Below are 23,289 nucleotides of genomic sequence, written 5' to 3'. Positions count from 1 at the left end.
AACAACGGCTTTTGATCGCTATTCGATCTGAACTAAGATCTGCCTTGCCTTGGCAATTGCCTCGAGCAGTCGCGCACGAGAAACCGCAGCAAGGCGCTCTACTCCAAGAATGCGTGCCAGGTCGCGTGCTGGGTCGGGCATTTCCAGAAGTTCGGGATTTTCAATCACCACCGAAGCGAGCTCGGCCAGCGGCAGGTCGGCAATAGAGCGTCGAGCCTCCTCACTGGCCGGTTGGCGATACGGCACCGAGTCCGAGACCAGGCCTTTCTTCCAAATGAATTCGCCGCTCGATTCCTGTGTGCGGTCCAAGTCCCGCAGATGCAGATCGATCCTCTCGCGGATACGGCCACCGGTGCGGAGCCACCCATGGGCACGGGCAATGCGTTGGGCAAGAACGTCTGCTCGCACCGGGCTTTCGGTCTCCACGATGGCATCGACCATGCCCTGCAGCGTGGTCCTGTAGCTGAACTCGAAGAATTGCTCGGGGTCTGCCCGGAAGGCCGCGAGGTTGGTCACCCGGTAACGACCTTTCTCGGCACCGCCTTGGACCGGCTGGCCCGCCATCGTTGAAAATTCTGCAAACCCCGAAGATTCTGGAGCTGTTGGAATGTTCGCTGAAACAAGCTCAACATTGGATGCGTTCGGAAGGGGCGGGAGCTCCTCGATTTGTGGTGCTGTTTGGTCGGTGGTCTCACCTACCGACTCTACCTGCTGACCCATTTCCCAGCGTGTCGTCACCTCCTCCGTCTGTTCGTTTGAACGACGTGCCCGACTTTCCTCGAGCAGGGTTTCCAGGCTTGCGTGGAGGCGCTCGGCGCAGCCCTTCGGGTCGAACCACCAGTCGGTCGACCAGACGCGCAAGATCGTCCAGCCGAGCCCCCTCAAAACCTGCTCGCGAACCTTGTCGCGATCCCTTGCCGTCGCCGATCGATGATAGGTCGCCCCATCACATTCCACACCGGCCAGATAAGCTCCTGTAAGATCCGGGTGGCGGACGCCCAGATCGATCCGGAAATCTGAAATCCCGACTTGCGGGACTACGATCCATCCGCGCCGCTCCAGTTGCTCGGCAACTGCCTCCTCGAACGGCGAATCGAAACCGCCGACAGATCCAAGATCCTGAGCAGGCAAAGCGATCGGGCCGCGTTCGGCGTAGTCGAGGAATGTCTTCAGGTGTTGGATTGCGATCGCCTTGCTTCGCGACGGATCAATCTGGTCCGCGGTAAAACCGGAGAAGATGATAAGTTCCTGTCGCGCACGTGTCACCGCCACGTTGAGGCGCCGCTCGCCGCCATCTCGGTTGAGAGCCCCGAAGTCCATCGCCGGGGGCTTTCCGGAGCCATCCTTGTAGAACGTGATCGAGAACAGGATAACATCCCTCTCATCACCCTGGACGTTTTCGAGGTTCTTCACGATCGCGGGCTCGACCCGGTCTTCGGCAAAGAACCATTCGAGTTCCGGATGATCCCGGCGCGCGGCATCGAAAAGGTCCAGGATCAGCGATTGCTGCTGCGCGTTGAACGTGATTACGCCGAGCGTCGGCCGGCCATTCTCCGGCAACGCCAGCCAGCCCTTCATGCGACTGACGGCTTCGCTGACGACCGCCATGGCCTCGATCTTGTTGGTACGGCTCTTGCCGCGGTCGTAGATGCCGTCAGGCACCCGGTGCAGCCGCACCGCGCGATCATCGACCGCCGGCGAGGGGAACGTAACCAGACGATTGCGGTAGTAATGATAATTCGAGAACGCAATCAGCGACTCGCTGCGGCTGCGATAGTGCCATCTGAGATCGCGCACCGGAATTCCGGACGCCCTTGCCTCATCGAGAATGCTTTCCAAGTCCTTTTCGTGGTCGGCGATCTCCTCGTCGTCCTCGTTGCGGCCGAAGAAATTGGTCGGCGGCAGCTGCTTGGGATCGCCCACGATAATGGTCTGTCGCGCCCTGGCTATGGCTCCAACTGCATCCCAGGTGGTGATCTGCGAGGCCTCGTCGAAGATCACCACATCGAACAAGGCCTGGTTTGGAGGAAGGTACTGGGCAATCGAAAGCGGCGACATCAACATGCAGGGCGCAAGCTTGGCAAAGCTCTCAGGCATCTTGCCGATCATGTCGCGGATGGATTGGCTCGGCCGCTGAAGCTCCATCTGGTGCCGCAGCAACCCAAGTTCGGAATTGCGCGAGACGCTTTGTACCGAAGGAAGCCCATGCGCGAGCGCGCTTACCACGCGCTGGGCGGCTTGTGTGCGCACAAGGTCGTCGATCTCGCGAAATTCCGTAATCGCGTTCTCGTGCTGGAACCTGCGGAAGTTTCGTAATACCGGATCCCCGTCGAGAATCTTCGGCAGCCACCATCTTGCGTAGCCTACGCGGAAGGCCGGTCGCGCCTGGTCGGGGGGTATCGCTCCCGTCTCGATCTGCTCTACCAGAGGTGCCAGATTTTGCTGGATCGCCTGCCTCTTCACCCGGCACCATTCCGACCAATTGCGAAGCAGGTTTCGAGCATCTGCTAGCTCAATCAGCTTGGCTGTGAGCGCTTCAAGGCTAGAACCATCTGCGGGATCTGGAATCTCCCGTGCCGAAACCTCGCCGAATGCCGATCGCGCGGCTTCGAAGTGATTGGCGGCTGCTAGCAGCCGGTTGCCCGACTCCCGCAGTCGGTCGTGTTCAAGGGTGCCGCGCAGACTTGGTGCCACGGAGCGAACGACGGCCCGAAATTCGTCCTGACTGCGTCCAGGAATGCGAAGTGCCGCGCGGAGACGCCGGGCTGAATCGAGTATGCTCGCTACAGCCGCCACGTCCGTTGTCAGGCCTTCGATCGGGAGCGGCTTGCCTGCCAGCGGGCTTTGGTCGATTGCTGCCAAAAACTCTCTCATCCGGCGGAGCAGAGGAAGGTCCGTGCCGGGGTCCGGGGCACCGCGCTGTGTGCGGCTTTGAAGCAGTTTCTGAACCTTGCGCTTGCCGAGGGCTGATCTCGGCCAAAACGATTCTGTCGCCTCACGCCATTGGCGGTCCAGGACATCCAAGTCGAGGTCGCGGACGGTCGCGACGTCATAGGCGCCGGAGAGGCTGCGCTCGCTCTCGCGATAACCCCCGATCGCGCGTTCCAGCTTGGCAAGCGCTTCGCCGAAGGTCGAGAAATCCCGGTTATACGCAATCGAGATATCGCGGTTCCGCGTTTGAGCCAGAACCTGTGCCAGGCCTATGAGCGACTGGAGTTCCGTATGCGAGAACGTCTCATTAGGCGAAAGACCGAGACTGGAGTGGTAATCCCGTATCGATGCCGTCAATTGCCCGCTGGCGGAGTGCAGGGACGTTGCGGCGGCCAGCAACCTTAGTTGCCAATCGCTGCTCCACTCTCCGACATCGATCATATCCAATGCTGGCTGACGTTCGACCGACGCGAACACCAGACCGACCTGCGCGGCCAGCTCCTCCAGGTGAAGAAGAGTTTGTGCATCGTGCCCATCGGAGGACTGCCACGCGAATGTCGGCGCAGCTTGGTCGTTCGACTTCAGCGCTATGCCCAACGCCAAATAGGGCGTCCATCCGTTTGGATACCGTTTGTGAAGCGCCTCGACATAGGCATTCAATTCATCCCGACGCAGGCGAAGCCGCTCGTTGACTGCGATCCATTGAGACGCGTCGGCGTTACCTCCGTGCTCCCACGAAGCCTTCAGTTGCGTTAGAAAACGTCTCCGATCGGCCTTGTTCGAGTGCAGCTCGATGCAGTTGTTTCCAAGTCCATGCTCACGCAGCCGGCGGTAGACGACATCGAGTGCGGCAGTCTTTTCCGCCACGAACAGGACGGTCTTGCCTACGCCCAGACAGTTGGCAATCATGTTGGCGATCGTCTGGCTTTTTCCCGTCCCGGGCGGCCCGACGATCACGAAGTCGCGCCCCTCGGCTGCCGCCAGGCTGGCGGCGGTCTGCGATGAATCGAGGGGAAGGAGGCTTATGATGGCGGAGGGTTCGTAAGCGCGGTCCAGCTCGGCTTCATCACGAAAGGCTGACTGACCACCAGAGCCCTCGAACGCCTGCTCGGGCGTGTCGATGAGATGGCGAACGACCCTGTTCTGTCGCAGTGCATCGGTTCGTTCGACAAGGTCCTTCCACATCAGGAACTTTGCGAAGGAGAATGTCGACAAGGCGGTTTCGTCGATGACCTCCATTCCAGGAACATCGCGGACCGCCTGTCGCATGGAGGATAGGATGCGCGGCACATCGATTCCGCTGTCGTCGAGCGGTAGATCGCCGGCGAACTGCGGAAGGCGAAGTTCGAACTCCCGCTCGAGGAACTGGAGAAGGGTGGCGTTGAACCGCGGCTCGTCTTCGTGGAAGCGGATCGTGAAGCGCGAGCTCGCGCTCCGTCTTTCTAGCCGGACGGGCACCAGGAGAAGCGGTGCCCGATAACTACGTTCATCTTCGGGCTTTTTCTTCCAGCGAAGAAAACCCACGGCCAGGAACAGCGTGTTTGCTCCACCCTCGGCGAAGTCATTGCGCACCTGACGGTAGAGGTCGATCAATCTGGCCTCAAGCTGACGGACGCCCAGCGTTGAGGCGAGCTCATCCCTAAGCAGCGCTTCCGCTGCAAAACCGCGTTGCAGATCGCGACCATGGACATCGCGATAGAGCTCCGCGTCTCGCTCCCCCAAAGGGTTCTGCTCGGGCAAGGAAATGAGGCGCACGGCAGCACCATTTGCCAGCCTGTCCTCGAGATAGGCGACGTCGGTACACAAGAACGGGATCGTCTTTTTTGAATCGGGGAAATTGAGCAGGCGATTCCTGAGCGTCAGGTCGAGCAGCTTCTTCTGCCAGCGGTCGATGCGACCGGCGGCTGTGGTAGGCTTTATCTCAACGATCTCCACTGGCATCGCGCCAATTGCTGGAGCCGCGGGGAGCGGCAGTGCCGCGATGGCCGCAGACTGCTCCTCCTCGGCGGCATTGCGCCGGATAGGCTCATGCGAAGCCAGGGGCGTTATACCGCCGCTGCGCGATCGCCTGACGTCGATGGCCGCAACGAAGGCATGCGCCTGTTCTTCTGCGAGCCGGATACCGAGCGCGTTCTGCGCCGCCTCGAATGTGAGCGCGGGTCGGTGAGTGACGCCTGTGGTTTCAAACGCGATGAATTCGCGGGACGCAAGCGCCTTGCGGACCTCCATCTGGTCCGTTTCCACGGCGTTGGCGAAGGTTCGCTTGGCCAGCCAGACGCCGACAGCTGCATGGCCGTCAAACATCAGCACGGCCGGGTGCAGGCCGGCAGCTTCCAGAGTAGCGGCAAACAAAAGTGAAGTGTCCAAGCAGGTCGCCAGGCGTTCCTCGGCGATCGTCTTGGGACGCCTGACCTTTTGCCCTCGGCTCTCGAAGCTCGCCGGAGGTTCGGCATAGTGCAACCCCATGCCGGTGATCGCAGAATAGACGGCTGCAGCCAACATGTATGCCCGCTGCGGGTTTTGCGATTGATAGCCATCAAGGCCGCTGGGATGCCCGTGCGCGGCAAGCCGATCTGCCGCCGCCCTCAGGATCGGTGCAACGCCAGGGTCATTGGGCATGACGAAAGCCGGAAGCAATTGCGCCATGTCGGCGACGCCGCCCCACTCGTCGCGCGCAAGCAGCCGGACGGTCAGGCGCCGTTCGTCCAGGACCTGACCAGCCGCGGAAAGGCGTAAGGTGATTTCGCCACGCTCGGCCTCGTTCAGGCCAGCAAGATATGCGGAATCGAGCTCGACCTTGCGGTCGCTCAGTTGAAGCCTATCGCCAGGAACGAGACGGTCAACTGCCCAAGTCTTCGGTCTCAGAAACGACGGCGATGACGTGAGTTCCAGGCGGCAACTCTCCAGGCTGCCGGCGGTGTCGTTATCCAGTCGGATAGACCGGATTACCGGAATTGCGTTCTGATAGGATGCATAAGTGAAGCTGGATGCGACGTCGGCGATTATGCTCGGGGCCGTCGAGCGTTCGGCTACCGCATCATCATTTGTTACTAACTCTGAACTATCAACAGATTGCATTGACCCCAGTCCCCACATGCAGACTAGCAATTTTTTCAGGATATAAAAGGGTCTTGCCGGTCACGCGAATACAATCGCGTTGTTTATCCACGCGATAGTTGGGCCGACCAAGAAAAAGGGGAGGGAAGCGAATGCACCGTCAGAAAGGGGCGGTCCGACCCTAATTTCGTGACCTCACTCACCAGGACTGTTGCGAAACACTGCCGGACTTTGATACCGAGACCCAAGCTGTCTTCACCGTGCGCCATCACGGCCCGGCTAGCTAGATTGACTTTGGGCCAGCATTTTGCCTGAGCTTTTCGTTCAGGCCGGAGAGTCCTTCGAATGGCATTTCGATTTGTTCATACGGCCGACATCCATCTCGACTCGCCACTGCGCTCCCTTGCGCTGCGCAATCCGGAGCTCGCCGAGCTGGTCGGAGATGCCAGCCGTCAGGCGTTCATCGCCGTTGTGGATTTGTGCCTAGCGGAGCAGGTCGATGCGCTTGTGGTCGCCGGCGATCTTTACGACGGCGACCAGACCTCGATGAAAACAGCACGCTTTTTGGCCTCCCAACTGACGCGCCTCCATCAAGCCGGCGTCAGGGTCTACATGATCCGCGGCAATCACGACGCCATGTCGCGGATTACCAAGCAGCTCGTCTTGCCAGACACGGTGACGATCTTTGGCGGCCGCTGCCAATCTGTGGTGCAGCCTGGCTCCGGGATAGACGTTGCATTCCATGGGCTGAGCTTCGCCAGCCCCAAGGCGCCCGAAAGCCTGCTGCCCAAATATGCTCGCCCCCAGGAGGGAGCTGCCAACATCGGCATCATGCATACGAGCCTGGCTGGTTCCCCGGGCCATGACGTTTATGCACCTTGCAGCGTCGCCGATCTTCACGGCCACGGCTTTGAATATTGGGCGCTTGGCCATATCCACGTTCGCCAGGTCTATTCCGGCGCGAGCACTCTCGTGATGCCAGGAATTCCTCAAGGGAGGGACATCAATGAGGCGGGCGAGAAATCGGTCACGCTGGTCACCGTTCGCGACGATCGCTCCGTTGAGATCGAGGAGAGGCTCACCAGTGTCGCGCAATTCGAGCGTGTGGGTGTCGACCTGACGGGGACAGCCGAATGGAGCGAGGCTGTCATCCGCATCTGGGCAGGGCTGGAAGAAGCCCGAAAGCAGGCCAGATCGCGCTACCTTGTTGCCCGCCTTGGTTTGGTCGGCACGTCCGCCCTTTCATGGTCGCTGATGCGGGACCGGGACTTGGCTGTCGCGGAAGCCGAACAGGCGGCAGAACAGGTGGGCGACACCTGGGTGGAGAAGCTGGAGCTTGATCTTTCGGCTCCCTCTGCCGGAGACTCGGGAACTGTCGCCGATCCTACTTTGGAACTCGCCCAGTCTATGCGCGCCAATGCGAACTCGGAAGCATTTCGATCCGAAGCGCGGGAATTCGTCCTGAAGACGATCGCAGACCTGCCGCCCGATGCGCGCGGCTTCGCCGGCAAGGACGAAGCAGGCCTCGAACAGTTTCTCGACGATGTGCTTGCCGGAAGCGTTGACCTGGTCACGGCCCGGCTCAAAGCAGGTGCGACGCGATGAGATTGCGGCGCCTTGACCTGACCCGCTACGGCAAGTTCACCAATAAGGCGATCGATTTTGGAGAGAAGCCGGTTTCAGGCCCCGATCTGCATATCGTTTTCGGCCTGAACGAGGCCGGCAAATCGACGGCACTTTCCGCCTACCTTGATCTGCTCTTCGGCATCGAAGAGCGCAGCCGTTATAATTTCCTGCATGACTATAGCTCGATGCGCATCGGCGGCCTGCTCGAATTCGAGGGGCAGACACTTGCCGTTTCGCGCACCAAAAGCCGTAGCAACTCGCTGCATGACGCCGAAGGCCGGCCACTGAGCGAAATTGCCATTTCGGCTCACCTTGCGGGCTTGTCTCGCGATGCCTACAGCAGCATGTTCTCGCTGGATGATGAGACGTTGGAAGCAGGCGGCAAGGCGATCCTTGAATCGCGTGGCGATCTAGGAAAGCTACTTTTCACCGCCAGCGCCGGGCTCGGGCATGCCAGCGATGTCCTCGCCGCCCTTGAGATAGAGGCAGACGGGCTTCACCGGAAACAGGCCCAGACGACCGAAATCGCGCTGCTGAAAAAGCGGTTCGCGGAACTCAAGTCACGCAAGGAGGCGATCGACACGCTGGCCTCTACATTCGAGGCGCTCGAGGCGGAACGGGCGGAGGCCCAGGAGAAATATGACCGCAGCCTGGCCGAGCGCGCGGCTTTGTCGGCGCAGCTCGCCACGATCGAGCGATATGTGCGCGCCGCGCCTGTCCTGGCCGAGATAAAACGCAAGGCAAGCAGGCTGGCTGAGCTGCCGGACATGCCGTCTCCTGCCAGGACCTGGAGTGGCAGCATCGCGGAATTGATCGATCAGGATGCACGCTTGAGAACCCGTCTCCAGGCAAATGCCGATGAGGTCGACCGCGCGACGGCAAAGATCGAGGCAATTGCCGTCGACGATACCGTGCTCGCGATCTCGGAGCAGGTACGAGGACTTGCCGACCGCAAGGCGCGCTATGTGTCCGCCGGCATGGACCTGCCGACCCGCAAGATGGAAGTCCAGCTGCTCGACCAGACTGTTGCCAACTGTCTCGCCGCGCTGGGAAGATCGGCCGAACAGGATCCGTCCCGGCTTATCCTGCCGGCCGTGGTGGTCGGCACGCTTCGCACCATGGTCGAACAACGCTCCGGCATTACGACGAGCCTGCGGATGGCCCGCGATGAAGCGGCTGCCGCGCTCGACGGACTCAACGCTGCTCGAGGTCGCGTTGGCGAGGGCAGGGCGGTGCCCGAGCCCGCAAGAGCCAGGCTGATGGCGGCCGTGTCGGAAGCGAAGGCCAGTGGTCACAAACGCGAAATCGCGGAGGCGCGCGCGTTCGACGACGAGCAGCAAACAAGGCTGGCCGATGCGATGCGGCGCCTTCGGCCGTGGTCGGGAGATGCGGAGACGCTTTCGCAAATGACGGTTCCAACGCCGACGCAGATCGCTGCCTGGAAGAAACTTGCCGCCGACCTTCAAAGGGACAGGGCAGTCTTTTCCGAGCGTCTGGCTGAGCATGAACAAAGCCGGAGCTCGACGTCGGCTCGTCTGGCTGCTGTCCGCGCGTCGGCCGACATCGCCGACGATGAAACTGCAGCGGCCATTCGGCGTGAGAGGCATAAGGCCTGGCGAAATCATCGCGACGACTTGAAGGCCGAAACTGCGGACGCGTTCGCCGCGATACTCGCCAGGGACGATCAGGTCGCTGCGGCACGATTGGCTCATGCCGGCGATCTCGCGGACCTGCGCGCAATCAAGCAAAAGGCGGCCGAAACCGAAGTGGCAGTAGAGCGCGTCAGTGTCCAACTCGGCGAACTGGACGCGCGCGCCGAAATGGCGACCGCTGAAGTCAAGCGAATAGCCGGCACCTTGCTTGAGGATTGCCAGGCGCAGTCGTTCGACTTCTTGATCGGACTTCTGGAGGAGCGCCTTTCCGCGCGCGCCGACGCGCTTGGCGCCTTTGACGACATCCTGCTCGCACGCGCAAGAAGCGAACGCGCCATAGCCGAAGGAGAGCGGATCCATCTCGGATTGGCCTCGGCTCTTCGAAGCGTTGGAATTCAGCTGCAAGCCGGTGAGGCCTTGGACGCCATGGTTGTCGCCGCCGACCGCTTTCTCGACAGGCAGGCGAAGGTCGATGCGGAACGAGCGGAAGCACTGAGGAGCGTAGCCGCGAAGGAAGAGGATCTGGCCGCCAGGCTGCTCGCTGTTGAAATTGCCGAACGGCGAGATGCTGCATGGCAGGCCGACGTCAATGAAACCCTCAATGGGACTTGGCTCGAAGACGGCATCGCCGGAACCGGGCTTGGCAGCGTGCTCGATCAGCTGTCGGAACTCTCAAAGGCCCTGCAGGATCGCGAGGCCATGCGTATGCGCATAGGCAAGATGGAGGCGGACAAGACTGGATTTGCTGAAGAGGTGGCCCGGCTTGGTGCACAGGCCGGGGATCCCGCAGGTGACGAGGCGCCGGAACAGGTGAGCGCCAAGCTGGCCGAGCGCCTCGAGCAAGCCGAGCGCGCCCGTGAGGCGCGGGCGAATCTCATCCTTGATGTTCAAAAGTTGCAAGACGTTCAGGAGGCATTGAGGGCCGAGATCGCGGCACACGAGACGGCCAAGCAGCAAGTGCTCGGCGCTTTCGGGGTAAAAACTCTTGCCGAAGTCGCGGAGCGCGATGAACGGCTTCGCGAGCGAGACGGTCTGCAGAGCGCCGTGGTCGGGCTTGAAGAACGACTGACGAGCGAGCTTGCTCTCGACGACTTCGCCCAGGCGCGCTCATTGCTGGAGAGCGTAGATCTCGATGAATTGGCAATTGAAAAGGCGGAAATCGAGCGGCGCCTCACCGACCTCGATGAAGCGTTGCAACAGCAACTCGTCCGGCGTACCCGGGCGACCGACAAGCTCGATGCCGTCGGCGGCGATAGCGCAGTTGCCCGGATCGATGCCGATCGTCGCACAGTTCTTCTCGAGATCGAGGAGAAGGCTGCCCGCTACATCGAGTTGAAGCTTGGGGTGATGTCGGCGTCGAGCGCCCTGCGGGTCTACCGGGAACGTCACCGCTCCGGAATGATGAGCGAGGCCTCCGACGCCTTCGCACTGATGACGTGCGGCCAGTACACAGGCTTGACGACCCAGCCGGTGAAGGGCGGCGAGATCCTCATCGCGATGCAGCGGGATAACCAGTCCAAGGTGGCGGACGCTCTGTCGAAAGGGGCGCGTTTCCAGCTCTATCTGGCCCTACGCCTCGCCGGGTACTATGAGTTTGCCAAGCTCAGGCCATCTGTTCCCTTCATCGCCGACGATATCATGGAGACCTTCGACCATCTCCGGTCGGAGGAAGTTTTCCGATTGTTCGGCGAGATGGCCAAGGTGGGTCAGGTCATTTACCTGACGCATCATCAACACCTTTGCGAGATTGCGAAGTCGGTTGTCCCTAACGTGGCTATCCACGAGCTCGGGTAATTCAAACGGGGTCGTTGCCGGCGTGTGCTCGAAACAATTGGCATCGCCAATAACCGCTTCGCCTCCTTTGGGTCGTTCAATTGGTTTGTGACGTCTGCTGAAAGCGGACTTGTCCGATAAAGGCTGCCATTCGTGCTAGGTCCATGACGATCACCCGTGACGGCCGTTTCGACGGTCGGTCGCCGCACGCTGGTCCGCCATGGGTTGGCTCGACGCTCAGGTCAGAAGGACAGGCGTGCTATGATCTTCGCGGGCCTCACTGCTCGGACCGCCGGCGCGACGGTTTCTGGTATTTGGAAGGTCCTCAGGTTCTGAGCTTTGGATGTCGAGCCCGGTATCGCCGCCTCTGCGGAAGCAATATCTTTCGCGCTGACCTGTAGCGATTTACAGGCTCCCTTCTCGTCCCAAAGGTTCTTGGCGATTGGGCTTCCCACGGCTGCAGTGATGGCGCTGGGGGCAACATCGTTCGGCGCGACCTGGCGCGTCGCGATCAACGCCTTGATTGCCTCGCCGAGGATCGCTGCGGAGTCGTCGAAATCGACCCCACGGACTTGGTCGAACCTCTTCTCGGTGCTGCCGTCGACGATGCAGTGATGCGCGATGAAGATCCAGTCGTGGATCATGTAGGCCGGAGCGTAGCCCCATGGGGAGAGACCCTTGAAGACTTGCGCGATCTTCGGGATTGAGCCGCCGTCCGTGTACATGAGGCCCGGCTTGATCGTGCTTCCTGGTGCTGCCGGATCTGCCCGACGGAAGATCAAGGGATCATGAGGGTCGGGCACGAAAAGGAAACTCCCGTCACCGGAACTGTTACCCTCACCGACCCACATCACGAACAAGCTGCCGGATATCTCACCGGTGGCAAGCTTCTGGTAGTCTATGGAGCTGCACCCAGCTGCCGTTGCAACTGCGAGCGCGATCACGCTTGCAATGAAGCGACCTGCAAATCGCCGAGACGGGCGAATCTGATCGCTGAACGCATTGTGCCGCATCGTTCCACCTCGGTCGAATAGGGGTGCTCATGGTATGAGACACTGCCAAACGAACGGACGAAGTTAGAGAAAACCGACCCAATGGCTCTCGGCGACAATTGAGATTGGCAACCCCTCGTCGCGCCAGGCGGTCGCTTTGAAAATCTTGTCACCAAACGATGAGTGCTTCCAGGACTCCGTGGCGTAGGCGCCGATCACGAGCACATCGGTCTTTTGCGTCAGGCTGCCAGCGCGGCCGCCACGATCAGTTATGGCCTGCTCGCAGTATTTTCGCTGGCCATAATTGAATGTCCCGGTGAAACAGTACGACCGACCTTCAAAGGTCAAATGCGGAGGCGGATTGCAAAGGGGCAGGGTGGTCGGCTTCAATACTTCTCCGAGTTCGAAATCTCGGTTTGAGAAGCTGTTCAGCGTATCGAGAAGTTCGGTGTGCTCATCGGCATCGAGAACGCCGTCCGCAAGGATTTCATTGACCCGTCGGTACAAGGTCCGGACGATCGGCTGATCGCTAATCTCGACGTTCGCGGCCAGCCATTTTTGAAGGAACTCGACTTCCGCCTTGTTGATACTTCCGTCTGCAGCGAGGCCGCGCGCTAACCCAATCAACTCATCGATCTGCCGCGAAGAAATACGATCGCCGCCGACGCGGTTGTAAAACTTGTCATCCATGAACCCCTCCCTAGCAAAGCGTCTCGCACGCTACCCCGTCACCATCCCTATCCAGCTTGCGGCCCCACGCACAGTTGTGCAGGTACCATTGGGCGTCTTCGCAGGAACTGATTTGCGAGCAGTACCGCCGGGGCTCGCACGAAAGGCCGCCGCTTTGCGCGACCAGCTTGCGACTGATGATGCCGAACGGCTGGCTCGACGGCGCAGTCCCGTCGCCATGCGATGCGCGCCAGTCCCAAGGCGCGTCGAACTTGCCAACCCATAGACCAAGCCTCGCCGCCTTGGCCTTCGCCTGCTGCGGCGCGTAGGCGCCGTTGCTGTAGTGCGGCCAATCGAGCGCCTGGCCATGCTCTACCATCCACGCCGCCGCGCTCGCGCCGTCGGCGCGCCGGCAGTCGCCGACGAAGCGGTGATAGCGATCCCATTTCACGAAAGTGCACTGCACCGGCCGCGAGGCGGCCAGGAAACTATCCAGCGCTTCGGCGGATCGCCGACCGCATGGGTACTCGAAGCCCTTGGCGTCGTCGCAATATTGCTTGCTCTCTGGCGCGTCGATCCCGTTGAACCGAATACGCTGGCCGTGGATCTCGATTGTGTCACCGTCAATGACGGACGCCACGCCGATCATGGGGGCGGGCCTTGGCTCGATCCAGTTCGAAGGGGTCAGGTCGAGCAACCGGTCACTATGCACCATGCCCGTCTCAGCGGCGAAGGCGCCGACTGCAGCGGCGGTCACGAAGATCAACCGTCGGGGCACACTCGCCCACCGCAGTGCACGGGAGTGTTTTGCTCCAGTGCGCTTGCGCCAGCGATGAGAACGATTGTCGTAACGAGACCTATCCACACCCTCTCCCCCGGCGGGAGAATGCTCCTAAATGTAGCAGAGGTCTAGTGAAGTCTATTTGCCGAGGATTCCCTTAGGATCTGAGGCCTCACTTACCCTAGCGCAACAAGTGCTAGTTCCGATCCGAAGCTCGTTTCGAAGCCAATATGCTCAGCTTCGGAATTGTCGCAGCGTCGTATGGCCTCGAAGGCGATCAGCTATTGTCTTCGACCGGCGCACTGGGGCCATTTTTCTTGATCGAATCGATAGCGTTCTGGGCGTTGGATTTGCTTGAATAGCCCTCGGTCGAGAATATCACCTCGCTGTTGTACTTGAAGCGAACGCGAAATTCGCCAGCTTTGCCTTCCGTTGACAGTGAGAAGTTCGCAGGAATCGAGATGGCCTTCAAGATCGCCTTAGTCCCGCCAACAGGTGTTTTGCGTCTCGTTTGGCTACGGAAGCGGCGTGAGCATTCCTGAGGATGCGAGCGAGCTGCGATCGTGGCCGAGCCGTTTGATCAGCCATAATGTTAGTCTGGACAACCCGCCGGACGATGGGTCCGATTTCGGCGGCAGCCTCGCGCCTTCATTTCGGCCATTCGAGGTGCCATCGGAAGCCGCCAAATGCGGACGTAGGATTTGGCCTCCGCTTAGGCTGGCATGAGGGACAGTATCGACGGTACGCTTGTCTATGAGTTGCGGTGGAGGCTGCGAACTTCGCTTGACTTGCACATTGGCAGGCGGCCAGAAGCAGGCTGACTTATGTTAGGATTTGGATCAAACGAAATGACGCTCGACATCCGGGGAAGCATCAAGAACACCAAGCTCAGCTTGAACCAATACGTGGTCTTTGAAGAACTTATCGCCAATGCGATCGATGCCTATCTCATTCGGCGAGCGAGCGACCAATCCGCGCCGGACATGAATATTGCAATCGAAGTCGATTTCTTGCGTGCAGACTTGCTCGACGATCGCGAACTAATGAACGTTTCGTGCGGCGACAACGGATGCGGTCTCGGCGACGACCAACTCAAGGCCTTCCTGACAAAGGATACGTCTTACAAGGACGATCTCTCCATCTCTGGCATCGGAAAGTGCAAGGGCGCGGGACGCATCCAGTTCTTCCACCATTTCGCAGCGATGAGGATCACCAGTACTTACAGGGACGGTGACGCTCTCCTGAAGCGCGAGTTTCGGTATTCCGAACCGCAGAAGCAAATCGAGGCTGATGATTTTACCACGGCGCCGGTCGCTGAAGCCGACATCGGGACCGTCATCCGGCTTGAGCAATTCAAAGAGGCGGTTCGCCCGCGCGTATCCCGCGGTGAGGCCCTCAGCACCCTCTTCTCGGCGCCGGGGCTGAAAAAGCAGATGCTCGTCGCTTTCCTGCAGCGGCTCGTCGGACTCGGTGAACAGCTCGGCAACTTCGAGATCCGGTTCACCACACGGCACTGGAAGGACGACCAAGCGAAGATCGAAGCGCTACGGCTCGCCGACCTGCCGGCAGTCACTGCCGAGCGTGCTGTTGATGTCGAAGAGCGTGATCCTGTATCAGGGGACCGTCTCGGCACGCGGCAAACATTCAACCTCTCCCACTATCAGCTCGATGCCGAACAGTATGATCTTCCGCGCAATGCCATCGCCTTTTGTGCCAAGTCCACGCCTGTGAAAGACATCACGGGTCACTACCTCAGGACGCGTACCGAGCAAAACAACCCGGTCGGCGGTTTCCATCATATCGTGCTGATCGAGGCTGACTATCTGGACGCACGCGTCAACGAGCAGCGCGACGACTTCGACAATATTCCCGACGAGATTCCGAGCGGCGATATGTTTTCGGCGGAAAAATTGTCCTACGCTGACATTCATGAGGCGCTCGATCCGGTCATCGACGAGATGGTCACTCCTGCCGATTGGAAGAAGGAGGCGGTGCTCAAGGAGGCCACCCACCAGTTCGGTATCAGCGAAGCGATGCTACAGGATACCAAGACCAGGATCGTGTACGGCGAATCCGCTCAGTCGGTCGCTGAACGCGTGTTGAGCAAATACCAGAAGGCCATCATCGACGAGACCGCCGCGATCTTCAGCCTCAAGGAGGAGATCCTGGCAGCCGAGCCGGACTCCGACGAGTTCCGCAAGAAAATCCATGAGCTTTCCTGGAAATATACGTCATCGCTCAAGAACTTCGACATGGCAAACCTGTCGCAGCTAATCGTGCGTCGCGCCGCGATTGTCGATATCCTCGATCTCGCCTGCGGCCAGCGGCTTGCCATGCAAGCGGCCGCCGACGGCACCAGACGCAAGGATGAGCAGATCATCCACAGCATCTTTTTCCCGATGCGCAAGGACAGCACCGAAACGACTGATCACGATATCTGGTTGCTGAGCGAAGAGTACCAATATTATGACTATATAGCCTCGGATTTGCCGCTCGCGAATATCAAATGGAACGATGACACCAATGTATTTGAGAGTGATATCGACGAGGAACTTCGAAAAATTCTTGCGAAACGCACGAGCGACAACGCGGGCAAGCGTCCCGACATCGCGGTGTTCAGTAAGGAGGGCTCGGCGATCATCGTCGAATTCAAGGCGCCTGGTGTTTCCACTGACGAGCATATCGGCGATCTTTCCGAATATGCTCAGCTGCTTGCGGCGAAATCCGGCGGCAAACTCAGAAAATTCTATGGCTATCTGATCGGCGATAGCGTCAATACGCTGCGTCTGAGCGGGAACTGGACGCCGTTCCCGACCGGCAAGGGCTGGTTCCAATCAAGCGAACTGAAGGATCCCGAGACGCGGCAATCGCTGGGTGAGACCTATTTCGAGATACTGCATTTCAGTGATGTGATCGACCGCGCCAAAAAACGCATTGGCGTCTACCAGGACAAACTCAAACTGGACTTCCGTCGCGAGAACATTTGAACTGCGACCGCGCCCCTGGGTTCGCCTAGCGCGTTTGAGGGAGCGGACTGGCAGGACTCGGCCCTTCGGGGACCAGCTAAACGTCGACGATAACGGGAGGTCCTAAGTCGCCAACCCGTAGTCGTTTCAGTGATGGGCTGCTGAGATCGACTTCAATTTCTGATGTGAACGGAACTGCGTAAGTTTCGGCGTCGAATCCCCTGAAAGCGACCCCGGCAGCCTTCATCGCCTTAAATACCTTGCAAACGGCAGAAACGAAGATGGGCATCAAGTCCAAATAGATTTGATCCTTCGGGTATCGGTCACGTAAGCCGCGGTCGCGGATTGCCGGAAGTTTGAGCTGCATATCGATGCCTTCCATCCTCCGCACAGCCTTGTCGCTGCCGACGATGGTGTCGAGGTACGGTGAGGCGCATGAAGGATCAAGCCGAGCGTCCAGATCGTCCAGCCTGACGTAATGGGACATCTGGATTGGACTGCCATGAAGCGTGGGGTGGCTCGCAAGCAGGAAGGAAGCCCCGCACCAGCGATCCAGATCGGTATCGAGGTACAGACGCCGATTCAAACTGTGGAACAGGGGATGATTACGATGATGGATTGCATTGCGTACCGCTAAGAGCACGGTGGCATCGCCGTTACCGAGATATGGGAACAGGCCCTTCGAGACATCATAGAGCGTGTGAAAGGCCTCAAGCTTCATTTCGAAAGTGCGATCCAGGTTGTCAATCGCCTCCTCGGGATCAACTTTGAATAGCTCACCAAACCGCATGTGCGTCTCGACATACATTCGCATGATGTTCGCTAAGCTGCCGATCGCTCTTTCTATGATCTGATTGCTGCTCAATCGTGTCGTTCCAATATGGTGGCCATCGTGCAGTCGCAACGACCAAGCCGTCGTCCCCGACGCGTGCCGGGAAGCGCTTCTTGTAGACCGACTGTCTTGATTGACCAAGATCAATGGCAGCCTTCCGACCTTTGAAGTCCAGCAGCCGCCAGTCCGCTTCCGGCCCCGAAGCTGCCTTGGCGTGCGCCGAGGCCAGAGCCGTAAGCCCTTCGACCCGTATTGAATCACATCCCGGAATCCGGTGGCAAGCCGATCGCCGCAGTCCACAGCGGAAAGGCTATTTTCATGACGTCGATGTTGAGAGGGTGATGCCGGTGGCCTATTTGCGTAAGCACACTGAGTCTGCGGACGTTGACGCCATGGTCACGCCGAAACTATGGGGTCGCCGATGGAAGGGCAGGAACTGATTGAGATCGCGGATCGGTTGAAGGTCCTGGCAGATGGGCTTGAGGTCGACGAACTCACCCAAGGATTGCGACGCATCGGCGCGGTGTGCGAGCAGGTCGGGCAGGCCTGGAGTGGGTCCAACCTCGGCTACCATTCCGTCGTGTACTATGCGGGTTTGGCACGGCCTCCCGCCGGCGCACATTTCAGCATCGAGTCTGGGATAGCAGACGCGTGGCCGTTGGATGGCTCGGTCGGGACCTGGGAAGAGTATCGCTATGACGACGTGGTGGCAGAGATTAAACGCCGTGGTGGCAATCCCGATCTGAAAAAGATGGAGGTCGCATCTCGTGCGGTGGCGCAAGCGGTCGATGAAGCGAAGCAAACGATCGCCTCTTTGCTCTCCGAGGCGTTGCGCGACCGTCCAGACAGTTTCCTCGAGGATGTGAAATCAAAGATCGCAGACGAGCGCGTCCTTTCAGAGCAGGATGGCGCGCGGGCGATGCTGCCCCGGGGCCAAATCATCTCGCGTGACATGCGCGCGATGACGCAGGGCATGCGCTTAGCGCCACACCAAGCCATCATGCTTAACATGGCGTTACTCGGGGCACCGGGCATCGTCGCGCGTAAGATCTCCGGTCTTGCACGGCAGGCCGGTTCCCATCTTCTCCGGGTGGAAGGGCGGAAGCGAAAATCCGCGCTGGTGGGCACCAATGTGTTCATTGGCCACGGCCGCAGTCTCCTTTGGCGCGCGCTCAAAGACTTCGTCCAGGACCGGCTGCATTTGCCGGCCGACGAGTTCAATCGCGTCCCCGTGGCAGGCATTACAAATATCGCCCGGTTGTCCGAGATGCTCGATTCCGCGGCGATCGCTTTCATCATCCTCACCGCCGAGGATGAAATGAAGGATGGCAAGCTACAGGCACGCATGAATGTCATTCACGAGGTCGGCCTGTTTCAAGGTCGACTCGGTTTCACCCGGGCGCTTGTGATGCTTGAGGAAGGATGCGAAGAGTTTTCTAACATCCAGGGCCTTGGCCAGCTGCGGTTTCCCGTAGGCAATATCACAGCTTCGTTTGAGGACGTTCGACGTGTCCTTGAGCGCGAAGGTCTGATCGATACCCACTAGGCCGTCATCGACGCACGCCTGGCGCACCTGCTAAGAGCGGTCGGGCCGGCTTCCATCCCTAACGCTTTGGGCTTTGGCCGTAGACGCGCTGAAAGGGGGCCGAGAACTGACTGTCCGGTCTTGGCCGGGTTTGGCGGCAAGCTGCCATTTAGCTTCCGACCTCACCCGAGTTCCGAAGAAACTCGGCAGGGACAAGCGAAATCGATGCGGAGCGGTGGGCGCACGGGAGGCGAAGCCGTAGGGACCCTCGCTCCGGTTGCTATGATCACCGAACTGACGGAATGGGGTAGACCTCGCCCTTGCAATGTTCGCCTTTTGTGCTTCGAAAGTCGCATAAAGGGCAATCTGGTGTGATGTCCGGAATTATTTGGCATTTCACGGGGTTTACCAGTCCGGAATTATGGGTCGGCGGCGGGTGAACTATGTGATTGAAAAGAAGAGTTTTTCTGGCTGAGGGTAGGGGGGTTCCGACCTAACATCGAGTTTACCAATGGCCCCAATGACAGTTGATTCTGGATTGGCATTAAGTGATTGGATTCGCATAGAATATAACCGTCCTTATTGGTAAACCCGCTTGCGGTCGGCAACCAATTGGTCAACCCAAACCCCAGGATTGGTAAACTAAAGCAGCAGCCTTATCGGCCAAGATACAGCTCTGTACTTCCCCCACAACCCCTTGAGACAGATGACGTCAGAATCTCAGCGTAGGCACTTGCGCGCGACAGCGACGCCCTGACTAAATTCCGGACTGCGACAGATAATTCCGGACGCCACAGCGTCTCAACGGCGAGATCAAGCGGCGCACCGAGGTCGTCGGAATCTTCCCGAACGACGATGCGATCGTGCGCCTCGTCGGCACAATCCTGCTCGAGCAGAACGATGAATGGGAAGTGCAGTGGGCCAGATACATGTCCTGAGATTCGTCAATCTCCGGCCAATGAAAACTCGTTGGCGATGGTGACGTGGTGGTGAATGCGACCCTCGAAGTACCTGGACAACACTGCCTCTGTCGCTGCACGCGATTCAGCGCGTGCGGGGCTGGCCAAAGCCGCGTCGACGGCCGCCATATCTGGGTAGTTGATCGCCAGGATCATCGGAAATTCAGGCGCACCATCGTCGCGTTTTTCCGCGAAGCTGACTCGAACGTCGAGCGCGCCCGGGAAAGCCTTCCACTTCGGCAGAACCGTCTCAATCACGTCCTTGCGGAACGCTTCGATCTGACCTTCCTTCACTTTGCCTTCAAAGAACGCATAGCGCGTGATCATCTGCTCGGTTCCTCATCCTTGCGTTGGAAAAATTCCATCAGTGCCGCCTGGTCCTCGCCGCCCAGCCCTGCGGCCGTCAATAGCCGGTGCACCTCGGCGCAGACGGCCGTCAGCGGCATTGCGGTGTGCGTGCGCCGCGCCAGGTCCTGGGCGGCGTTGAGGTCCTTCACCATGTTGTCGATGCGGCCGGTTCGCCGGTAGTCGCGGGTGGCGAAGCGCGGCAGGTATTCCTGCAGGATGGCGCTGTCGGCGCGGCCGCCTTTCAGCGCCTGCGGGATCTTGAGCGCGTCGACGCCGGCGTCGAGCGCCAGCTTGGTCGCTTCGGCGACGGCCATGAAGTTCAGCGCGCACAGCACCTGATTGATCAGCTTGGTCGTCTGCCCCGCTCCGGCCGGGCCCATATGCGTGTAATTGGTGGCGACGTGGCGCAGCACCTTGTAGGCGTCGGCCACGTCCTCGGCTTCGCCGCCGGCCATCAGCGTCAATTCTCCGGTCAGCGCCCTGGGCGCGCCGCCAGACAGCGGACTGTCGACCCAGCGTAAACCCTTCTCGCTGACGTCAGCGGCGAGTTGGCGCGTCGCGTCGGGGTCGATGGACGACATGTCGATGATCAGCGTGCCGGGCTTTGCCCCAGCCGCCACGCCGGCATCGCCGAACACGGCGCGGCGCACGATCGCCGCCGAATTAAGGCTAAGGATCACGTAGTCGGACGCGCCGGCGGCCTCGGCCGCGCTCGCCATGGCGGTCGCGCCTTTGGTGAGCAGCACCTCAACCTTGGCCTTGTCGAGATCGAACACGAAAAGGCGGTTGCCGGTGGCGAGCAGGCGTTCGCCGATTGCCCCGCCCATGGCGCCGGCGCCGATCAAGGCGACTGCGTTGGTCATGATGGTCGCTCCCCGAATTTCGCTGTTATGTCCGCAACAATCTCGTCGAGCGGCGCGTCGATCGGCACGGCGATCGCATTCTCGTCCTTGCCCGGCACTTCCAGTGTCGCGAACTGGCTGTCGAGCAGGCTGGCCGGCATGAAGTGGCCGGTGCGCTCATGCATGCGCTTCGAGATCAGCTCGCGCGAGCCGTCGAGATGGATGAACAGCACCGGCGCGCCCGCCTGCTCGGCGATGAAATCGCGATAGGCGCGCTTCAGCGCCGAGCAGCCGACGATGACCGGCGAGGGCCCTAGCCGCAGCGTTTCGCCGACCTTGGACAGCCATGGCCACCGGTCGGCATCGTCCAGCGGAATGCCGGCGCTCATCTTGGCGATGTTGGCCTCAGGGTGTAGCTTGTCCCCGTCCACGAATGTCGCCGCGATTGCGCGGGCGAGCGCCTCGCCGATCGTCGTCTTGCCCGAACCGGTGACGCCCATGACCACCATGTGCGGCGGCCGGTCAGATCGAAGCTGTGATGCCGCCATCGACATAGAGAATGTGTCCGTTGACAAAGGATGATGCGTCGGAGGCCAGGAAGACGCAGGCGCCGACCAGTTCCTCGACCTTGCCCCAGCGGCCGGCTGGCGTGCGCTTTTCGAGCCAGGCGCTGAAGGCCGGGTCGGCGACGAGGGCCGCATTGAGCGGCGTGTCAAAATAGCCGGGCGCGATCGCATTGCATTGCAGGCCGTGCCTGGCCCAGTCGGTCGCCATGCCCTTGGTCAAATTGCCGACGGCGCCCTTGGTCGCCGTGTAGGGCGCGATGCCCGGCCGGGCGAGCGCGGTCTGCACGCTGGCGATGTTGATGATCTTGCCGCGGCCACGTTTGATCATGTGCCGGGCCACCGCCTGGCCGACATGGAAGACGCTGGCGACATTGGTCTGCAGCAGGCGTTCGAACGCATCGGCGGGAAAATCCTCCAGCGGCGTGCGGAACTGCATGCCGGCATTGTTGACGAGAACGTCGATCGGCTCGCTGGCTTGCTCGAAGGCGTCGATTGCGGCCCTGACGGCGTCGTGGTCGGTGGCGTCGAAGGCGAGCGTCGCAGCGCCTGGAATCTGCCCAGCCGCAACCGTGAGCTTCGCCTCGTCACGGCCGTTGAGCACCACTCTGGCGCCGGCCTCGGCCAGCCCTTTGGCCAAAGCAAATCCGATGCCCTGCGAGGAGCCGGTCACGAGCGCGGTGCGCCCGCCGAGATAGAACAGATTGGATGACATTTTTCCGATTGCCTCTCGTCGCTGAGCGTCTTATGTTATCGATAACATCATCTGTCAAGCCAAGTGGAGCAAAAACCGATGCAGCGGCCCCATATCCTTCAGGTTGGACCCTATCCCGCATGGGACGAGGAGCCGCTCAACGAAGCCTTCACGGTGCACCGCTATTTCGCGGCCGCCGACAAGCAGGCTTTCCTCGCCGGGATCGGGTCGCAAGTGCGCGGCATAGCCACACGTGGCGAGCTCGGCGCGAACCGCGCCATGATCGAGGCGTGCCCTTCGCTTGAGGTTGTTTCCGTCTACGGCGTCGGTTTCGATGCGGTCGATCTCGCGGCATGCCGGGAGCGAGGCGTGCGCGTCACCAACACGCCGGACGTGCTGACCAACGACGTCGCCGATCTCGGCATCGCCATGATGCTGTGCCTGTCGCGCGGCATGATCGGCGCCGAACGGTGGGTGCGCGACGGCAGCTGGGCGGCGAAGGGGCTCTACCCGCTCAAGCGCCGCGTCTGGGGCCGGCGGGCCGGCGTTCTCGGTCTTGGGCGCATCGGCTACGAGGTAGCCAAGCGTCTCGCCGGCTTCGACATGGACATCGCCTACAGCGACGTCGCGCAGAAGGATTTCGCCCCGGATTGGACGTTCGTCGCCGATCCGGTCGAGCTGGCGAGGCGTTCGGACTTCCTGTTCGTGACGCTTGCCGCGTCGGCCGCGACGCGCCACATCGTCAACAAGGATGTGCTTGCGGCACTCGGCGAGGACGGCATGCTGATCAACATCTCGCGTGCATCCAACATTGACGAATATGCGCTGCTCGACGCGCTCGAGGCAAAGGTGCTCGGCACCGCCGCGCTCGATGTGTTCGAGGGGGAGCCGAAGCTCAATCCGCGCTTCCTGACGCTCGACAATGTGTTGCTGCAGCCGCACCATGCGTCGGGCACCATCGAAACGCGCAAGGCCATGGGCAAACTGGTGCGCGACAATCTTGCCGCCCATTTCGCCGGCCAGCCGCTGCTCACGCCGGTGCTTTAGGCTCGTCCTGCGCGGATTCGGATGGAAAACCG

At 60.4% G+C, this 23,289-nt stretch carries 15 protein-coding genes and 1 pseudogene; 6 read left to right on the top strand and 10 right to left on the bottom strand.

What is annotated here, in order from left to right:
* Window positions 1-18: 18 nt before the first annotated feature.
* Complete coding sequence (locus FJW04_RS23765) at window positions 19-6,009, bottom strand: DUF3320 domain-containing protein (RefSeq protein ID WP_140717074.1); 5,991 nt, start codon at window positions 6,007-6,009, stop codon at window positions 19-21.
* 324 nt (window positions 6,010-6,333) lie between these two features.
* Here FJW04_RS23765 and FJW04_RS23760 point away from each other — a divergent pair, with 324 nt between their 5' ends.
* Together FJW04_RS23760 and FJW04_RS23755 are read left to right on the top strand one after the other, a co-directional pair.
* A complete protein-coding gene (locus FJW04_RS23760) occupies window positions 6,334-7,593 on the top strand; it encodes a DNA repair exonuclease (protein ID WP_140717072.1) in 1,260 nt (419 codons plus the stop codon).
* Window positions 7,590-11,060 carry an AAA family ATPase gene (locus FJW04_RS23755; RefSeq protein ID WP_140717070.1) on the top strand — a complete coding sequence of 1,157 codons (3,471 nt, stop codon included), beginning with the start codon at window positions 7,590-7,592 and terminating at the stop codon, window positions 11,058-11,060. The genes FJW04_RS23760 and FJW04_RS23755 overlap by 4 nt, the downstream gene beginning before the upstream one ends.
* A 221-nt stretch (window positions 11,061-11,281) precedes the next feature.
* Here FJW04_RS23755 and FJW04_RS23750 read toward each other — a convergent pair whose 3' ends face one another.
* The 4 genes from FJW04_RS23750 to FJW04_RS23735 form a co-directional block, all read right to left on the bottom strand.
* Window positions 11,282-12,052 carry a hypothetical protein gene (locus tag FJW04_RS23750; protein ID WP_140717068.1) on the bottom strand — a complete coding sequence of 257 codons (771 nt, stop codon included), beginning with the start codon at window positions 12,050-12,052 and terminating at the stop codon, window positions 11,282-11,284.
* A 63-nt stretch (window positions 12,053-12,115) separates the two neighbouring features.
* Window positions 12,116-12,721 carry a BRCT domain-containing protein gene (locus FJW04_RS23745; protein ID WP_140717066.1) on the bottom strand — a complete coding sequence of 202 codons (606 nt, stop codon included), beginning with the start codon at window positions 12,719-12,721 and terminating at the stop codon, window positions 12,116-12,118.
* Between the two features lie 10 nt (window positions 12,722-12,731).
* Window positions 12,732-13,457 (bottom strand): thermonuclease family protein, encoded by a 726-nt coding sequence (locus FJW04_RS23740; RefSeq protein ID WP_246674001.1) that lies wholly within the window; start codon window positions 13,455-13,457, stop codon window positions 12,732-12,734.
* A gap of 301 nt (window positions 13,458-13,758) precedes the next feature.
* Window positions 13,759-13,938: a DUF1508 domain-containing protein gene (locus FJW04_RS23735; RefSeq protein ID WP_140717158.1), complete on the bottom strand. Its 180-nt coding sequence runs from the start codon at window positions 13,936-13,938 to the stop codon at window positions 13,759-13,761.
* 391 nt (window positions 13,939-14,329) lie between these two features.
* On the opposite strand from FJW04_RS23735, the gene FJW04_RS23730 reads away from it, so the two are divergent.
* A complete protein-coding gene (locus FJW04_RS23730) occupies window positions 14,330-16,468 on the top strand; it encodes a type I restriction enzyme HsdR N-terminal domain-containing protein (protein ID WP_140717064.1) in 2,139 nt (712 codons plus the stop codon).
* Between the two features lie 76 nt (window positions 16,469-16,544).
* Here FJW04_RS23730 and FJW04_RS23725 read toward each other — a convergent pair whose 3' ends face one another.
* Complete coding sequence (locus FJW04_RS23725) at window positions 16,545-17,312, bottom strand: hypothetical protein (protein ID WP_246673984.1); 768 nt, start codon at window positions 17,310-17,312, stop codon at window positions 16,545-16,547.
* Between the two features lie 388 nt (window positions 17,313-17,700).
* Here FJW04_RS23725 and FJW04_RS23720 point away from each other — a divergent pair, with 388 nt between their 5' ends.
* Window positions 17,701-18,825: a TIR domain-containing protein gene (locus tag FJW04_RS23720; RefSeq protein WP_140717062.1), complete on the top strand. Its 1,125-nt coding sequence runs from the start codon at window positions 17,701-17,703 to the stop codon at window positions 18,823-18,825.
* Between the two features lie 773 nt (window positions 18,826-19,598).
* A pseudogene (locus tag FJW04_RS23715) lies at window positions 19,599-19,742 on the top strand (transposase); the annotation flags it as partial.
* 6 nt (window positions 19,743-19,748) lie between these two features.
* On the opposite strand, the gene FJW04_RS23710 reads toward FJW04_RS23715, so the two are convergent.
* The 4 genes from FJW04_RS23710 to FJW04_RS23695 are packed head-to-tail and all read right to left on the bottom strand — an operon-like array spanning window position 19,749 to window position 22,231.
* The gene (locus tag FJW04_RS23710; protein ID WP_140663793.1) at window positions 19,749-20,090 is read right to left on the bottom strand and encodes a hypothetical protein; all 342 of its coding nucleotides are present in this window, start codon (window positions 20,088-20,090) and stop codon (window positions 19,749-19,751) included.
* Window positions 20,087-20,974, bottom strand: a complete 888-nt coding sequence (locus tag FJW04_RS23705) for an NAD(P)-dependent oxidoreductase (RefSeq protein ID WP_140717060.1) — start codon at window positions 20,972-20,974, stop codon at window positions 20,087-20,089. Before FJW04_RS23705 ends, FJW04_RS23710 begins: the two co-directional genes overlap by 4 nt.
* A complete protein-coding gene (locus FJW04_RS23700; protein ID WP_246673983.1) occupies window positions 20,971-21,462 on the bottom strand; it encodes a gluconokinase in 492 nt (163 codons plus the stop codon). Before FJW04_RS23700 ends, FJW04_RS23705 begins: the two co-directional genes overlap by 4 nt.
* Before the next feature lie 13 nt (window positions 21,463-21,475).
* On the bottom strand, window positions 21,476-22,231 hold the full coding sequence (locus FJW04_RS23695) for an SDR family oxidoreductase (RefSeq protein WP_140717056.1): 756 nt from the start codon (window positions 22,229-22,231) through the stop codon (window positions 21,476-21,478).
* 78 nt (window positions 22,232-22,309) lie between these two features.
* On the opposite strand from FJW04_RS23695, the gene FJW04_RS23690 reads away from it, so the two are divergent.
* Window positions 22,310-23,257: a 2-hydroxyacid dehydrogenase gene (locus FJW04_RS23690; protein ID WP_140717054.1), complete on the top strand. Its 948-nt coding sequence runs from the start codon at window positions 22,310-22,312 to the stop codon at window positions 23,255-23,257.
* Window positions 23,258-23,289 lie beyond the last annotated feature (32 nt).

Origin of the sequence: Mesorhizobium sp. B2-7-3 (genome assembly GCF_006440715.1) — a bacterium.
In the GTDB taxonomy this organism is placed as follows: Bacteria; Pseudomonadota; Alphaproteobacteria; order Rhizobiales; family Rhizobiaceae; genus Mesorhizobium; species Mesorhizobium australicum.
This window is presented reverse-complemented; position numbering and strand designations above follow the sequence as displayed.

What these genes read in the sequence shown, in the direction of transcription:
- FJW04_RS23765 (WP_140717074.1), bottom strand. Translation starts at nt 6,009, where the DNA reads ATGCAATCTGTTGATAGTTCAGAGTTAGTAACAAATGATGATGCGGTA.
- FJW04_RS23760 (WP_140717072.1), top strand. Translation starts at nt 6,334, where the DNA reads ATGGCATTTCGATTTGTTCATACGGCCGACATCCATCTCGACTCGCCA.
- FJW04_RS23755 (WP_140717070.1), top strand. Translation starts at nt 7,590, where the DNA reads ATGAGATTGCGGCGCCTTGACCTGACCCGCTACGGCAAGTTCACCAAT.
- FJW04_RS23750 (WP_140717068.1), bottom strand. Translation starts at nt 12,052, where the DNA reads ATGCGGCACAATGCGTTCAGCGATCAGATTCGCCCGTCTCGGCGATTT.
- FJW04_RS23745 (WP_140717066.1), bottom strand. Translation starts at nt 12,721, where the DNA reads ATGGATGACAAGTTTTACAACCGCGTCGGCGGCGATCGTATTTCTTCG.
- FJW04_RS23730 (WP_140717064.1), top strand. Translation starts at nt 14,330, where the DNA reads ATGACGCTCGACATCCGGGGAAGCATCAAGAACACCAAGCTCAGCTTG.
- FJW04_RS23720 (WP_140717062.1), top strand. Translation starts at nt 17,701, where the DNA reads ATGGAAGGGCAGGAACTGATTGAGATCGCGGATCGGTTGAAGGTCCTG.
- FJW04_RS23710 (WP_140663793.1), bottom strand. Translation starts at nt 20,090, where the DNA reads ATGATCACGCGCTATGCGTTCTTTGAAGGCAAAGTGAAGGAAGGTCAG.
- FJW04_RS23705 (WP_140717060.1), bottom strand. Translation starts at nt 20,974, where the DNA reads ATGACCAACGCAGTCGCCTTGATCGGCGCCGGCGCCATGGGCGGGGCA.
- FJW04_RS23700 (WP_246673983.1), bottom strand. Translation starts at nt 21,462, where the DNA reads ATGGTGGTCATGGGCGTCACCGGTTCGGGCAAGACGACGATCGGCGAG.
- FJW04_RS23695 (WP_140717056.1), bottom strand. Translation starts at nt 22,231, where the DNA reads ATGTCATCCAATCTGTTCTATCTCGGCGGGCGCACCGCGCTCGTGACC.
- FJW04_RS23690 (WP_140717054.1), top strand. Translation starts at nt 22,310, where the DNA reads ATGCAGCGGCCCCATATCCTTCAGGTTGGACCCTATCCCGCATGGGAC.